This window comes from Ochrobactrum sp. XJ1 (assembly GCF_024701725.1).
Taxonomy (GTDB): Bacteria; Pseudomonadota; Alphaproteobacteria; order Rhizobiales; family Rhizobiaceae; genus Brucella; species Brucella anthropi.
Map to the genome: position 1 here is coordinate 13,861 of NZ_VDGD01000003.1, position 14,060 is coordinate 27,920.

Consider the following 14,060-nt stretch of genomic DNA (forward strand, 5'->3'; position numbering starts at 1 on the left):
GTTGGAAAAATGGAAATGTTGCCAAGCATACCGTTCAACGATTTGGGGCGGCTGTATAATCGCTTTCGACCCGACTTGGAAGAGGCCGTTTTGCAGGCCTGTAGGTCGGGGTGGTGGTTGAATGGTAAACACGGCAAGGAATTTGTAACGCGGTTTGCACGATTTGTAGGTGTTCAACACTGCATGTTGGTAGCAAACGGAACGGATGCTCTCGCGCTTTCCTTGAGAGCTTTATCCAGTTCGTGCGCGCACCGGGATGAGGTGGTAACTGTTGCAAACGCCGGTGGATACACCTCAACCGCTTGCTATCAGAACGGTTTAACACCGGTTTATGTAGACATAGTCGCCGAGACTCAGTTGGTCGATATTGAGCAAGTGATGACGGCTCTAAGCGAAAAGACTTTGGTGGTTGTGGCCACTCATTTGTACGGCGGTGCCGTCGACATTCCATCGCTTAGAAAAAAACTAGATGGCGCTGGCTATGGGCACGTGACAATTCTGGAAGATTGTGCCCAGTCGCATGGAGCAACCTTCAACGGTGCATTGACAGGCTCAATGGGCGATGTCGCCACCTTTAGCTTCTATCCAACGAAAAATCTTGGGGCTATGGGGGACGGCGGCGCAATCTTGACGTCGGATAGTAAACTCGCCGAGTTGATTGCCAGTATTCAGCAATATGGATGGGGGAGGAAGTATGAGATTTGCAATGCTGGTGGGCGAAACTCTCGAATGGATGAAATCCAGTCTGCCGTCGTGAACGTTCTTTTACCCGAGTTGCAGAATCTCAACGATGAACGAAGGGCGATCTTAAAGCGGTACAAAGGAAGCTCAGCTTCCGGCCTTCGGTTCATCGAGGGGGGGCGTGGGTCGGTGGCGCACCTCGCAACTCTTCTCACAGAAAATCGCGACGAATTTCGTGCGTTTTGTTCAACTCGAAACATCGCAACAGAGGTGCATTACCCCATTCTCGATTGTGATCAGCCAGGATGGTTAAATCTTCCCAAGCGTCTTCCAGATCACGGGCTTCCAGTATCTTCAGAAAGTTCGAAAAAAATCGTGTCACTACCCTGTTTTCCAGGAATGACCGAAGCCGAAATTAGCCACGTTGTTCAGGCCTTGAGTGATTGGAAGAAATGATGCCCAATTTTTCGTTGGTCATTCCTGTCTATAGAAATGAAGAGAACATACCTTCTTTGATGGAGGCGCTTTTGTTCCTTCACTCAACTTTAGACAGTCTAGAGGTTGTTTTGGTTATCGACGGATCGCCCGACAATTCTGGTCATCTGTTGAAGGAAGCGGTCAAAAAAACTGATCTGAACTACAAAATCATCTTTCATAGCCGCAACTTTGGTTCCTTTACGGCTATTCGCACGGGCATGGAGATGGCGACAGGCAAATTTGTTGCTGCGATGGCAGCAGACCTGCAAGAGCCACCTGAACTGATCCTGCAGATATTTTCGCTCCTCGAAAGCGATGAATCCGACGTCGTTTTTGGCCGACGAGTAAGCCGAAATGATCCTTTCGTAAGTCGCGTTCTTTCGTCCTTCTTCTGGAAGGCGTATAGAAAGTTTGTGTTTCCCGAAATGCCTAAAGGGGGGGGTTGATATATTTGGGTGCAATCGGTTGGTTCTTGACACTATATTATCCTTCAAAGAACCGAACAGTTCGTTAGTGGCTCAATTGTTTTGGGTGGGCTTTCGCCGTACATTCGTTCCATACGTGCGCAGGCCGAGGTTGCTAGGAACGAGCGCGTGGAACTTCTCCAGGCGTTTCGAGTATATGATGGACAGTATCCTATCCTTTACTGATCTACCAATCATGATGGCGCTCTGGCTGGGGATTATGGGCTGTTTCGTTAGTTTGGTATTCGGTGCATTTGTTTTCTTTGCGCGTATAACCAGTTACCTGGAGGCCGACGGATATTCATCCATAGTTCTTCTTATTCTGTTCACGGGATCATTAATTCTTACGGTCCAAGGCATCCTTGGGTGTTATATTTGGCGGATAGCTGAGAACACCAAGCGCCGTCCATTGCGTGTTATTAGTCATATAGTTGAGGGTGAAAAATAATGGACGGCGGCAAAACATTTTTCTTGCACAAGAACGCCATTTGCGAGAGCGAAGCGGTTGGCGACGGTACGCGTGTGTGGGCCTTCGCGCATGTCCTTTCTGGTGCTGTAATCGGGAAAAATTGTAACGTATGTGATGGTGTTTTTATTGAGAATGATGTCGTGGTTGGCGATGATGTGACGATAAAGTGCGGCGTCCAATTGTGGGACGGTTTGCGGATTGGTGATCGTGTTTTCATAGGCCCTAATGCAACCTTCGCGAATGACCGCTTTCCGAGATCTAAAGAATATCCCCAGAAATTTTTGCAAACGTTTGTGGAAGCCGGGGCCTCTATCGGAGCCAACGCTACAATTCTACCGGGAATAAGAATCGGACGAGGGGCCATGGTCGGGGCAGGGGCCGTAGTAACGAAGAACGTCCCGGCCCACGCTGTCGTTGTGGGCAATCCTGCTGTTATAGTAGGGTATCAAACCGCGACGCAGCCAGAGGCCGCCACCGCTGTGGCAGCAAGCCCCGGTGCTGAGATTGGATCGAAAGTGAGACTAGGCGTTGGTGATTGCGAGCTAAGGCGGCTTCCTCATTATTCGGATACTCGAGGCGATCTTGTCCCGATAGAATTTTCTAATGACCTCCCCTTTGTTCCCAGCAGGTCCTTTCTCGTATACGGTGTTCCAACTAACAAGGTCCGTGGCGAACACGCTCATCGTATTTGCAGTCAATTTCTAGTGGCCGTGCATGGGGGGGTGTCTGTGGTTGTAGATGATGGGACCGCTCGGGCCGAGGTATCATTGGCCGATCCTACGGTTGGTCTTTTTCTTGCTCCGGGTGTTTGGGGTATTCAGTACAAGTTTGATACCGATACAGTGCTCATGGTCATGGCATCACACCCTTATGACGCCTCCGATTATATCCGAGATTATGATGAGTTTTTGTCGTACGTCGCGGGGCGCGACATTGACTGAGGGTATTACAAGCGATGCCAAGCGTTTCGTGTTCGCGGGGGTTGTCAATACAGCCCTAACATCGGTAGTCTACGTTTTGGCACTCATGATTGTGACTCCTACTGCGGCCTATACTATCGCGTGGATTCTAGGGCTTATTTTCGTTGTTCTTGTGTATCCTGATCGTGTTTTTATTGGTGGAAGCACTCGAGCGAAGGCTAGGTTACATCTGGCATTTTCAACAATTGGGATCTTCGGGTTGGGTGTTCTCGTTCTTCGTCTCCTCGTCTACGCGATGGCTATGCCGCTGCTAGCGTTCGTGCTGACCATCATCGTGACCACTACGGCAAACTTCTATTTGGGGCGCACTATTTTACGCCACAAACGTTAGAGTGCCGATCTGTCTCAATCAGGTCGAAATGCGCTCCAAGGTCCCTAGAGTTTTCGCAAGTGATGGGGAAGCGATCTGTGAGGCAGCTGCGCGCATAATTATGCGCATCGTTGCAGGCAAAAGTCAGGGAAACAGGCTGTAGCGACGGTATTCAAATTACATGTATCGCTTAATAATGTCCGCTTAAAAGCACCCTTGACGCCGTGCGCCAACTGTAGCACAAACCTATGACACATTTGGCAAATGTGAAAAAGTGATTTATTGAAATCATTGAGGAATTTTGTCTGGCTGGGAATCCAAGCGTCTCGGCGGGCAAAAAACACGCTGCTCGGTAACACTCACGAACGTGACAATTTTATTGCCATTGGAGCATCATGCCAAACTCAACAGCAATTGTTAACGTAGACGACGTTAAGGATTTGAAATTGCCTGCATATACGGATTATCACCAGCAATAAGGTGCATATGATTGCACCATTGTGGGGATGATGGTTTTCATGTTCACATTATAAGATGACAAAACTTTTGAGCTGGGGGCGCTCGCAGGGGCGGTCTCTTCGACATTGGAAAAGATCTGGCGGAAAGCATGAGCGGCACATCGCTTAAATTTGGCACAAGCGGTCTTAGGGGACTGGCGGACGAACTGAATGGTTTGCCCGCTTATGCCTATTCCCTTGCTTTCGTCGGAATGCTGTCGGAAGCCGGAAAGCTGCAGAAGGGTGCCAGGGTCTTCGTCGGTCGCGATCTTCGCCCGTCCAGTCCGGCAATCGCAGCACTCTGCATGGCAGCAATCGAAGATGCCGGATTCCAGCCAGTGGACTGTGGCGTTCTGCCGACCCCGGCACTGAGCTATTATGCGATCGCGCAGCAAGCGCCAAGCATCATGGTTACTGGCAGCCATATCCCGGACGATCGCAACGGGCTCAAATTCTATCGCGGCGACGGAGAAATCGACAAGAACGACGAGAGCGCAATCAGTGCCGTCTATGCCGCTCTGCCTGAAAACCTTGCCTTTCGCCATCTGAATAATGCGCACCATAGTGATGATGCGATCGACAGCTATGTGAAGCGCTATGTTGGTTTCGTGGGACCTCAAAACCTTCAGGGGTTGCGGGTTGGTGTCTATCAGCACTCGTCTGTGGCGCGTGACCTGATTGTCCGTATCCTGAGCAAGCTCGGAGTCGAAGCGATACCGCTCGGTCGATCCGATGTGTTCGTGCCAGTCGATACGGAAGCCCTTCGTTCCGAGGATATCGAGCTTCTTGACCAGTGGGCAAAGGAAAGTCGTTTCGACGCTATCGTTTCCACCGATGGGGATGCCGACCGCCCGTTAATCGCGGATGAGAAAGGGCGTTTCGTTCGGGGTGATCTTGTGGATGCAATTACGGCGAGCTGGCTCGGCGTAAAAACGATTGTGACGCCAGTGACGTCCAATTCCGCTCTTGAAGACAATTTCGAGCGGGTCATCAGAACACGGGTGGGGTCGCCCTATGTTATTGAAGGCATGACGCAGGCCATCGACGAGGGCATACAGGCGGTTCTCGGTTTCGAAGCCAATGGTGGCGTGTTGCTGGGTACTGATACCAGACGGGACAATCGCACATTGACTGCGCTTCCGACCCGCGATGCGTTGCTGCCAATTCTCGGCTGCCTTGGCTCCATCAAAGAGCTTGGGAAACCATTATCTGAAATCGCAGCCCGCTTTCATTTCCGTTTTGCTCTTAGCGACAGGCTTCAGAATATCCCGCAGGAAAAGAGTCTCGCATTCTTGTCCCGGCTCAAAAATGACATGGGACGAAACGAACTGTTTGAGATGGATGATCCGATTGTTCGGTCCGAAACGATCGACGGTGTAAAACTCTTCTTTCATTCAGGCAACGTAATCCATTATCGCGCTTCCGGTAACGCGCCGGAACTGCGATGCTATGTGGAAGCTTCAGATGAGAGCCAGGCAGCGAAGCTTCTGGATACGGGACTTGCCATCGCCCGCAACGCAACGAAGGACAACTGAGCAATGAGCTTTATTCCTGTCATTATCAGCGGCGGTTCCGGTTCCAGATTATGGCCGCTTTCGCGCGATGCGCACCCGAAGCCATTCATTGAGCTGCCCGATGGCAGCACCCTGATCGGCAAGACTTACAAGCGCGCGGCCCAGCTCGACGGTGTGGACCACATCCTCACAGTGACCAACCGTGACTTCCTGTTCCTGACACTTGATGCCTATGCAGATGCGAAGGCGCCCAAAGTCGACAATGTGTTTCTGCTGGAGCCGCTCGGGCGCGATACAGCACCCGCAGTTGCCGTTGCCGCGCTCCATGCCGCAGCGACTTACGGCCTGGATGCGACATTGCTTGTCATGCCCGCCGATCATCTGATTGAGGACGAGGCGGCATTTGCTGAGGCGGTATCAAAGGCCCGGCAGATGGCGGAAACCGGCCGTATCGTCACCTTCGGTATCGTCCCGGATCATCCGGAAACCGGGTTCGGTTATATCGAGGCCGAAGGCACCGACGTGCTACGCTTCGTCGAAAAGCCTGACGCACTAACCGCACAGGCATATGTCGAAAGCGGCCGTTACTTCTGGAATTCAGGCATGTTCTGTTTCACAGCCGGAACCATGCTCGCAGCAATGCAGCATTTCGCGCCGGAAATCTTCAATTCCGTGCAGGCTTCGCTCGAACATGCCCGACGCGGCGTCAACGGTGAGACCAAGACTGTAGAAATCGCAAAGGACGATTTTGCGGCGGCTCCTGCTATTTCCATCGATTACGCGATCATGGAAAAGGCCGAAAACATTGCCTGCATTCCGGTGTCCTGCGGCTGGTCTGATATCGGTTCCTGGGCAGCGATGGCCGATCTCATCGCGCCGGACGATGAGGGTAATCGTCTGCGAGGCGAAACGGTTATAGAGGACACAACCGACAGCTTTGTCTTGTCCGAAACCCGGCTGGTCAGCCTTGTCGGTGTTCATGATCTGCTTGTCGTGGACACGCCTGATGCGTTGCTTGTAGCTCATCGCGACAAGGCGCAGGAAGTGCGCAAGGTCTTCAACAAGCTACGGGCAAACGGCCATGAAGCAGCCAAGCTCCACCGCACGGCCCATCGCCCATGGGGCACCTATACGGTTCTCGAAGAAGGTGATGGCTTCAAGATCAAGCGGATCGAGGTGAAGCCCGGACGTCGCTTGAGCCTTCAGGCACATCATCATCGTTCCGAACACTGGATCGTCGTTTCCGGAACGGCGAAGGTCACCAATGGCGATCGCGAGATTCTGCTCACGACCAATCAGTCGACCTATATCCCTTGCGGCTTCCGCCACCGGCTGGAGAATCCGGGCATTCTACCGCTCGTTCTCATCGAGGTGCAAAGCGGCGAATATCTGGGTGAAGACGATATCGTGCGTTTCGATGATGTCTACGGGCGCACATAGGGCCGTCTGACCGGTAGGAAATAGGAGCGGGCTGAACTAATTCGGGAACCATTCGCCGTCGCGGATGTTTGCCTTAACATGCCCAGCAAGGAACAGGACCCGGCTACCGATCTGATCGGTATGCCGGTCATCGACTTTCAAAAACACGCCCTTTTTTTCGATGTGGACGGAACACTGCTCGATATCGCTGCCAATCCCGATGGCGTTATCGTTCCAGTTGGCCTGCAAAAATCGCTTTCGCTCATTTCCGAGCTGCTGTCCGGTGCAATGGCACTGGTCACGGGCCGGGCAATTGCGTTCATTGAAGAACGCTTTCCCGATTATCGCGGCCCCATAGCCGCGTTGCATGGTGCCGAGTTCCGGCACGCATCCGGGTTGGTTGAGCTGATCGAGCCGGACGAACATTTTTTGATTGCAAAGGATTTTCTACGACAGGCTGCACTTCGCGTCAGCGGCTTTCTCGCCGAAGACAAGGGTAGTGCGGTTGCCCTTCATTATCGCGCCGCGCCAGAAAAAGCCGATCTGGCACATGATCTCGTCGGGAAGGCACTGAAGCTCGCCGGGCCGGGCTGGATCGTGCAATCAGGCAAGATGGTTTTCGAGCTGCGCCCGGCAATCAGCGACAAGGGTGCTGCCTTGCGCCGCTTCATGGAAGAAGAGCCATTTGCGGGAAGGGTGCCGATCGCATTCGGCGACGACCTGACAGATTTACCGATGCTTGGCGCGGCGCGCAAGCTTGGCGGTACAGCCGTCGTGATCGGCCGTGCGATCGACCATCCGGGCGCAGCCAGACTGGCAAGCCCGGGTGAGCTGTGGCTTTGGCTTTCTGGGATCGTGAATGAGAATAATACTGAAAGGACTTGACGTATGGGCCGACTGATCGTGGTCTCCAATCGTGTTCCGTTGCCTGATGAGCAGGGCAAGGCGCCTGCGGGCGGCTTGGCAGTTGCGTTACAGGCTGCGCTCAGCGAACGCGGCGGTATTTGGCTCGGTTGGTCCGGAAAGACACTTCCCAATCGCCAAACACAGGAACTGGCGATCCGCGATGTGGGCTCCATTCGCTACGCGCTGCTCGATCTCCACAAGAAGGATATCGATGAATATTATGCCGGCTTCGCCAACCGCATGCTCTGGCCGCTCTGTCATTATCGTCTCGACCTGATCGATTACACGCGCAAGGACATGGCGGGATATTTCCGGGTCAATCGCTTGTTTGCGAAGCATCTTCTACCGATGATCGAGCCGGAGGATGTGATATGGATTCACGATTACCATCTCATTCCACTGGCCGCCGAACTACGCAATCTCGGTGTCACCAATCGCATCGGCTTCTTCCTGCATATTCCCTGGCCTCCCGCTGATATTCTATTCACGCTGCCCGTGCATGAAACGATCATGCGTGGCCTTGCTTCATATGATGTGGTGGGCTTCCAGACCGAGAACGACGTCGATAATTTCATCGGCTGTCTGCGGCGGGAGAAAATCGGCAAGCGTCTCGATGACAACGGTCTGTTCGAGGCTTTCGGACATCAGTTCCGTGCCGAGCGCTTTGGCATCGGTATCGAGACAGCCGCATTCGCCGAGATAGCGAACAAGGCCCAACGCCATCCGACGGTAAAGCGCATGCGCGACAGCATGCTGGACCGCGATCTTATCATCGGTGTCGATCGGCTGGATTATTCCAAGGGCATCACCAACCGAATGGAAGCTTTCGAGCATTTTCTTAAGGTCGATGCCGGCAATCGTGGCAAGGTCACTTTCCTACAAGTCACGCCGAAATCCCGCTCCGAAGTGCCAGAGTACAAGGACATGCAACGCGCGGTGGCGGAACTTGCCGGGCGAGTGAATGGTGCGAACGCTACCGTCGACTGGACACCAATCCGTTACATCAATCGCTCTTTGAACCGGGAAGTGCTGGCAGGGCTATATCGGCTTGCCGCTGTTGGACTGGTTACGCCGTTGCGCGACGGCATGAATCTTGTCGCCAAGGAATATGTCGCCGCACAGGATCCCGAAAATCCGGGTGTGCTGGTTCTGTCCCGCTTTGCCGGTGCCGCACAGGAACTGGACGGCGCGCTTCTGGTCAACCCCTATGATACCGAGGCGATGGCTTATGCCATGGCGCGCGCACTTGCTATGCCGCTTGAGGAACGTAAGGAGCGGTTTGAAGGCATGATGGCTTTTCTGATCACCCACGACGTCAATCACTGGTGCGATGACTTTCTGGACCGTCTTTCCCCTGGTTGACGGGTTACGGTTTGACATCGCCGAGTTTGGCGGCTTCTTCCGCAAGATGTACCGTATAATCGAAGTTGCCCATATCTGACGATAACAGCGGGGCTTTTATCTCACGAGCCTCCTTCGGCGACACGCCAAAACGAGCCTTGAATGCCCTGGTAAACTGTGCGCCGTCATGAAATCCGCAGCGATAAGCGATTTCCTTGAATGACACGTGTCTGCTACGCTCGCCGACCAGAATGCGATAGGCATGATCGAGCCGCTTCTCACGAATGATTGTGGCAATACCACCCTCTGTATCAAATGTCCGGTAAAGGCGTGAGCGAGAGACGCGAAGATTCTGGACGATGAGATTTGGCCCCAGCAGAGGATTGAACAGGTTATCGTCGATATAGGCGAGGATGCTCTTGCGCATGGGAATATTGACCGGAAGGTTCCGTATATCTTCTCTGTCAACGCCGTTGATGCCTGCACCAAGCAGTGTCAACATTGCTTCCTGCGCTGATTTTGCTTCGGCCTTGCCCAGTTTGCCGGTCAACGATTGCAGACTATGGAGATAATCAAAAAGCAGTCGCGTGAGGGGAGCATTCGCTGACAAGATAAGGCCGTGCAAATTACGCCAGCCTACCATCCTCTCCAGTTCATTGCGGGGTATTGTTACTGTGATGCGCGAGCCGGCGGATGCCTGGCTCTCCACGGTCTGTGTCAGATCGATAATAACGATATCTCCGGGCTTTGCCACGACATCGACCCCGTTGAAATCGCCGCGTAAACTGCCTGCTGTAATAAGCTGCAGAACGTAGTGATCAAGCCCACCCTGTGCGATGAGTTTGCGTGTGCGTGAGTAGTTCTGGGTGTTGAAGGAAGTCGTTCCGACATGGAAAGTCCCGAGAGCGCGAGCAGCAATTGTTCCAGAAAACTGGTACTTCCCGTTCTCTGCCACGATTTCATATATGGGTTTGATTGCAGATCGCCAAAAATCATTGCGAAGCTTGTCGTCGACCATGTCGGTCGAGATTGAAATCTCATTAGCCATCACAAGTCATTCAGTCCACGACAGGTTGTTGATATGAAATCGCACGATGTGTGAAATATTGATAGCATGTATTATTATCAATATTTTTGGTTAGGTGCATATTTTATGCATTTTTGTACTTGAACAAATAAATTCTTTTGCATGGGGTTTTGATTTTAGCTAGCCACCCAAAGCGTATATTATTAATCTCTAATATAACTGAAACCTCCCGATTTTGACTTATAAACTCAACCCTGTTGGAACTATCACCATATGTTGTCTGATGCCGAACAGGAACTATTCTCGATAGAATGCCAGAATAGAACTTCTGCTTGTTCGCAGAAGTTTGAACGTCTCGTACAGGGGGGCGCTGTTGAACGCTTGGATAAATCTTCTATCTTTGGTTTCAGTTTGAAGATGTCCCGAATGGCCTTGTCGGTACAAATGGAGCCGGGTTGGGGAGGCGCTTTATAGTCGTGAGCCTGATCGACCTTTGGGCATTTGGCAGTGTTGTTTTGAAAGTGTTTCGATATGAGACTGTTTTTTACCGCTTTGGTGCTTGCCCTGATCAACTGCACCAGTGTTGCGACCTCGGCCGGATTAAACGGTGCTCTCGGAACCGAGTGTCGACGTATTCCCGTTCAGGGGACAGGTGCTTCCGACACGGTGACAAGGCCGTCCTGGGCCATGCCGTTATGGAATTCACCATCGGTTCCAGCCAGCCAACGGTCGCAACGTGCCATCGTCTATCCGCAGGCAGTGCCGTCGCCACAGCTTTACCGCTATGACTGTACGCCGACGCCCGCAGAACCGACTTCAGTTCCGCGGGCCGATTACAGCGGTCAGTAAGGGCTGTCGACCTTGCCCATCTCGACATAGACAGTCTTGATCTGGCTGTAATGAGCGAGTGCGGCGATGCCGTTTTCGCGCCCGATGCCAGATTGTTTGTAGCCACCGAAGGGAACTTCAACTGGCGTCAGGTTATAAGCATTGATCCAGCAGGTCCCGGCCTTGATCTGGCCGATTACGCGATGGCCGCGTGCGATATCGGCAGTGAACACACCCGCCGCGAGGCCGAACTCGGTATCGTTGGCGCGTGTGATCACTTCGTCCTCGTCGGAGAACTCCAGAACACTCATCACTGGTCCGAAGATTTCTTCGCGAGCGATGGTCATTTCGTCGGTCACATCAGTGAAGACGGTCGGTTCGATGAAGAAGCCTTTGTCGAAACCCTGCAGTTTCGGCACACCACCACCGCAAGCAAGCTTCGCCCCTTCTGCCTTGCCCTTTTCGATATAGGACAGAACCTTGTCGCGCTGTGCGCCGTTGACTAGTGGCCCCATCTGAGTTGCTTCATCCAGCGGATCGCCAATGCGAATCTTGCGTGTGCGTTCGACCAGCCGTTCGACAAAATGGTCGTGCATCTTCTTGTGAACGAAAACGCGGGTGCCGTTCGAGCAAACTTGCCCGGTCGAATAGAAGTTGCCGAGCATTGCGCCGCCGATAGCGCTTTCAAGGTCAGCGTCATCGAACACGATAATCGGCGACTTACCACCAAGCTCCATGGTGATGTGCTTCAGGTGTTCGCCCGCCTGCGCCATGATGTGCTTGCCTGTTGGTACGGAACCCGTCAGCGAGACCTTGGCCGTCAGGCGATGATTGACGAGCGCAGCACCGACATCGCCGAAGCCCTGCACGACATTGAACAAGCCATCGGGAAGCCCCGCTTCCTTGTATGCTTCCGCCAATGCAAGCGCTGAAAGCGGCGTGTTTTCGGACGGCTTGAAGATGAAGGCATTCCCCATCGCGAGTGCAGGCGCGGATTTCCACGCGGCGATCTGGATCGGATAATTCCATGCGCCGATACCGACGCAGATGCCGAGCGCTTCGCGGCGCGTATAGGCGAACGAACCGCCAAGCTCCACGAACTCGCCGTTGAAGCCCGAAATGATGCCGCCGAAAAATTCCAGTGCATCCGCGGCCGAAGCTGCATCCGCCACCAGCGTTTCCTGAAGCGCCTTGCCGGTATCAAGTGTTTCGAGCTTCGACAGCTTCTTGTTCTTCTCGCGCAGGATTTCTGCCGTGCGGCGCAGGATGCGCCCGCGCTCGACAGGTTTCAGCGCTGCCCATTCACCTTGCGCTTTCAGCGCTGCGGCATAAGCCGCCTCGATCACATTGGGTGTCGCCGAATAGAGCTTGGCAATTTCCTCGCCGGTTGCCGGATAGATGACCGGCAACGTCTTGCCCGCCTTGTCTTCCATGAATGTGCCGCCGATGAAATGCGAGGCTTTGGGTTGTGCTTTCATTGTTATCCCTTAAATTTTATCAGCGGTCGGAAACTTGCCAGCGCGGATTGATCCAAGGCTCCTGATTGGAGCACGCCAGCGGCGTACGGCCGAGAATATGATCGGAAGCCTTTTCGCCGACCATGATCGACGGGCCGTTGAGATTGCCGTTGGTGATGCGCGGGAAGATGGATGAATCCGCAACGCGCAGGCCTTCGACACCGATCACCCGGCATTCAGCATCAACGACTGCCATTGGATCGTCAACCGCACCCATCTTGCAAGTTCCGCACGGATGGAAGGCGCTCTCGACATGCTCGCGGATGAAATTGTCGATTTCATCGTCGCTCTGAACATGCGCACCGGGCTGGATTTCCGCGCCACGATAAGCATCAAATGCGGCCTGTCCGAAGATTTCACGAGTCAGCCGCACACAATGGCGGAAGTCGGCCCAGTCGTCTTCATGCGACATATAATTGAACTTGATGACAGGCTTTTCACGTGGATTGGCTGAGCGAAGCGTCACGCTGCCACGTGATTTCGACCGCATCGGGCCGACATGGGCCTGAAAGCCGTGCGACTGCGCTGCCGCCTTGCCGTCATAGCGGATAGCTACAGGAAGGAAGTGATACTGGATATCTGGATATTCCACACCAGCTTTCGAGCGCAGGAATGCTGCGGATTCGAAATGGTTGGTGGCACCGTCGCCGGTCTTGAAGAACAGCCATTCCGCGCCGATCTTCGCTTTCGAGAACAGGTTCAGTTTGGAGTAGAGCGTGATTGGCTGCGTGCATTCCTGCTGGATATAGACTTCCAGATGGTCCTGCAGGTTCTGGCCGACGCCGGGGCGATCGGCGACCACTTCAATTCCGTGTTCTTTCAGTTGTGCGGCAGGGCCAATGCCAGAGAGCATCAGGAGCTTCGGCGAATTGATCGACGAGGCGGCAATGATGACTTCACGCCGCGCACGGATGGTCGAGAAGCTGCGGCCCGCCTCGATCTCAACGCCAACCGCGCGCTTGCCTTCCAGCACGATCTTGCGTGCAAGGCCCTTGACCAGCTTGACATTCGGGCGCTTGAGGGCGGGTTTCAGATAGGCGTTGGCGGCAGACCAGCGACGACCGTTGTGGATCGTCTGCTCCATCGGGCCGAAGCCTTCCTGCTTTTCGCCATTATAGTCTTCGGTGACTTCAAAGCCCGCTTCGTGGCCAGCCTCTACAAAGGCATGGAACAGGGGATTGTCGCGTTTGCCGCGCTGGATATAAAGCGGGCCATTGGTGCCGCGCCAGCCTTCCTGGCCACCGCTCGAATTTTCCATCCGCTTGAAATAGGGCAGTACATCTGCATAGGCCCAGCCGCGCGCACCGCTTTCCGACCAGTGGTCGTAGTCGCGTGCATGGCCGCGCACATAGACCATGCCGTTGATTGAAGATGAACCACCAAGCACCTTGCCCCGCGGCGTTACAAGGCTGCGCCCGCCAATATGCGGCTCTGGTTCGGTCGAAAAACCCCAGTCATAGGTTTCCATATTCATGGGGAAAGAAAGGGCGGCTGGCATTTGGATTAACGGACCGACATCGGGCACGCCATATTCGATGACGATCACCGAATAGCGACCGTCTTCAGACAGGCGATAGGCCATGGCGGATCCGGCGGATCCGGAGCCGATGATGACGAAATCCGCTTCCAT

12 protein-coding genes are annotated in these 14,060 nt (G+C 53.7%); 9 read left to right on the plus strand and 3 right to left on the minus strand.

Annotated features, from left to right (window positions below; all coding sequences use genetic code 11):
- The first annotated feature begins 9 nt into the window (after positions 1-9).
- From FG152_RS05540 to otsA, 8 genes are all read left to right on the plus strand, one after another.
- A complete protein-coding gene (locus FG152_RS05540; protein WP_498985458.1) occupies positions 10-1,137 on the plus strand; it encodes a DegT/DnrJ/EryC1/StrS family aminotransferase in 1,128 nt (375 codons plus the stop codon).
- Positions 1,137-1,604, plus strand: coding sequence for a glycosyltransferase (locus tag FG152_RS05545; RefSeq protein WP_498985461.1), 468 nt, complete (start codon positions 1,137-1,139; stop codon positions 1,602-1,604). Before FG152_RS05540 ends, FG152_RS05545 begins: the two co-directional genes overlap by 1 nt.
- Before the next feature lie 465 nt (positions 1,605-2,069).
- A complete protein-coding gene (locus tag FG152_RS05550) occupies positions 2,070-3,032 on the plus strand; it encodes a WxcM-like domain-containing protein (RefSeq protein WP_498985463.1) in 963 nt (320 codons plus the stop codon).
- Positions 3,025-3,402: a GtrA family protein gene (locus tag FG152_RS05555; RefSeq protein WP_498985465.1), complete on the plus strand. Its 378-nt coding sequence runs from the start codon at positions 3,025-3,027 to the stop codon at positions 3,400-3,402. Before FG152_RS05550 ends, FG152_RS05555 begins: the two co-directional genes overlap by 8 nt.
- 586 nt (positions 3,403-3,988) lie before the next feature.
- Positions 3,989-5,413, plus strand: a complete 1,425-nt coding sequence (locus tag FG152_RS05560; RefSeq protein ID WP_151614438.1) for a phosphomannomutase — start codon at positions 3,989-3,991, stop codon at positions 5,411-5,413.
- A 3-nt stretch (positions 5,414-5,416) separates the two neighbouring features.
- Positions 5,417-6,832 (plus strand): mannose-1-phosphate guanylyltransferase/mannose-6-phosphate isomerase, encoded by a 1,416-nt coding sequence (locus FG152_RS05565; RefSeq protein ID WP_151614439.1) that lies wholly within the window; start codon positions 5,417-5,419, stop codon positions 6,830-6,832.
- Between the two features lie 78 nt (positions 6,833-6,910).
- Positions 6,911-7,696, plus strand: a complete 786-nt coding sequence (gene otsB, locus FG152_RS05570; RefSeq protein ID WP_151614440.1) for a trehalose-phosphatase — start codon at positions 6,911-6,913, stop codon at positions 7,694-7,696.
- Between the two features lie 3 nt (positions 7,697-7,699).
- The gene (gene otsA, locus FG152_RS05575; RefSeq protein WP_151614441.1) at positions 7,700-9,079 is read left to right on the plus strand and encodes an alpha,alpha-trehalose-phosphate synthase (UDP-forming); all 1,380 of its coding nucleotides are present in this window, start codon (positions 7,700-7,702) and stop codon (positions 9,077-9,079) included.
- 4 nt (positions 9,080-9,083) lie between these two features.
- On the opposite strand, the gene FG152_RS05580 is transcribed toward otsA, so the two are convergent.
- On the minus strand, positions 9,084-10,106 hold the full coding sequence (locus tag FG152_RS05580; RefSeq protein ID WP_498985466.1) for a helix-turn-helix domain-containing protein: 1,023 nt from the start codon (positions 10,104-10,106) through the stop codon (positions 9,084-9,086).
- Between the two features lie 510 nt (positions 10,107-10,616).
- On the opposite strand from FG152_RS05580, the gene FG152_RS05585 reads away from it, so the two are divergent.
- Positions 10,617-10,934, plus strand: coding sequence for a hypothetical protein (locus tag FG152_RS05585; protein WP_498985468.1), 318 nt, complete (start codon positions 10,617-10,619; stop codon positions 10,932-10,934).
- On the opposite strand, the gene betB is transcribed toward FG152_RS05585, so the two are convergent.
- A complete protein-coding gene (betB, locus tag FG152_RS05590) occupies positions 10,928-12,391 on the minus strand; it encodes a betaine-aldehyde dehydrogenase (RefSeq protein ID WP_498985470.1) in 1,464 nt (487 codons plus the stop codon). The genes FG152_RS05585 and betB overlap by 7 nt on opposite strands.
- Before the next feature lie 19 nt (positions 12,392-12,410).
- On the minus strand, positions 12,411-14,060 hold the full coding sequence (gene betA, locus FG152_RS05595; RefSeq protein WP_036585846.1) for a choline dehydrogenase: 1,650 nt from the start codon (positions 14,058-14,060) through the stop codon (positions 12,411-12,413).

What these genes read in the sequence shown, in the direction of transcription:
- FG152_RS05545 (WP_498985461.1), top strand. Translation starts at nt 1,137, where the DNA reads ATGCCCAATTTTTCGTTGGTCATTCCTGTCTATAGAAATGAAGAGAAC.
- FG152_RS05540 (WP_498985458.1), top strand. Translation starts at nt 10, where the DNA reads ATGGAAATGTTGCCAAGCATACCGTTCAACGATTTGGGGCGGCTGTAT.
- otsB (WP_151614440.1), top strand. Translation starts at nt 6,911, where the DNA reads ATGCCCAGCAAGGAACAGGACCCGGCTACCGATCTGATCGGTATGCCG.
- betB (WP_498985470.1), bottom strand. Translation starts at nt 12,391, where the DNA reads ATGAAAGCACAACCCAAAGCCTCGCATTTCATCGGCGGCACATTCATG.
- FG152_RS05580 (WP_498985466.1), bottom strand. Translation starts at nt 10,106, where the DNA reads ATGGCTAATGAGATTTCAATCTCGACCGACATGGTCGACGACAAGCTT.
- FG152_RS05560 (WP_151614438.1), top strand. Translation starts at nt 3,989, where the DNA reads ATGAGCGGCACATCGCTTAAATTTGGCACAAGCGGTCTTAGGGGACTG.
- FG152_RS05565 (WP_151614439.1), top strand. Translation starts at nt 5,417, where the DNA reads ATGAGCTTTATTCCTGTCATTATCAGCGGCGGTTCCGGTTCCAGATTA.
- FG152_RS05550 (WP_498985463.1), top strand. Translation starts at nt 2,070, where the DNA reads ATGGACGGCGGCAAAACATTTTTCTTGCACAAGAACGCCATTTGCGAG.
- otsA (WP_151614441.1), top strand. Translation starts at nt 7,700, where the DNA reads ATGGGCCGACTGATCGTGGTCTCCAATCGTGTTCCGTTGCCTGATGAG.
- betA (WP_036585846.1), bottom strand. Translation starts at nt 14,060, where the DNA reads ATGGAAGCGGATTTCGTCATCATCGGCTCCGGATCCGCCGGATCCGCC.
- FG152_RS05585 (WP_498985468.1), top strand. Translation starts at nt 10,617, where the DNA reads ATGAGACTGTTTTTTACCGCTTTGGTGCTTGCCCTGATCAACTGCACC.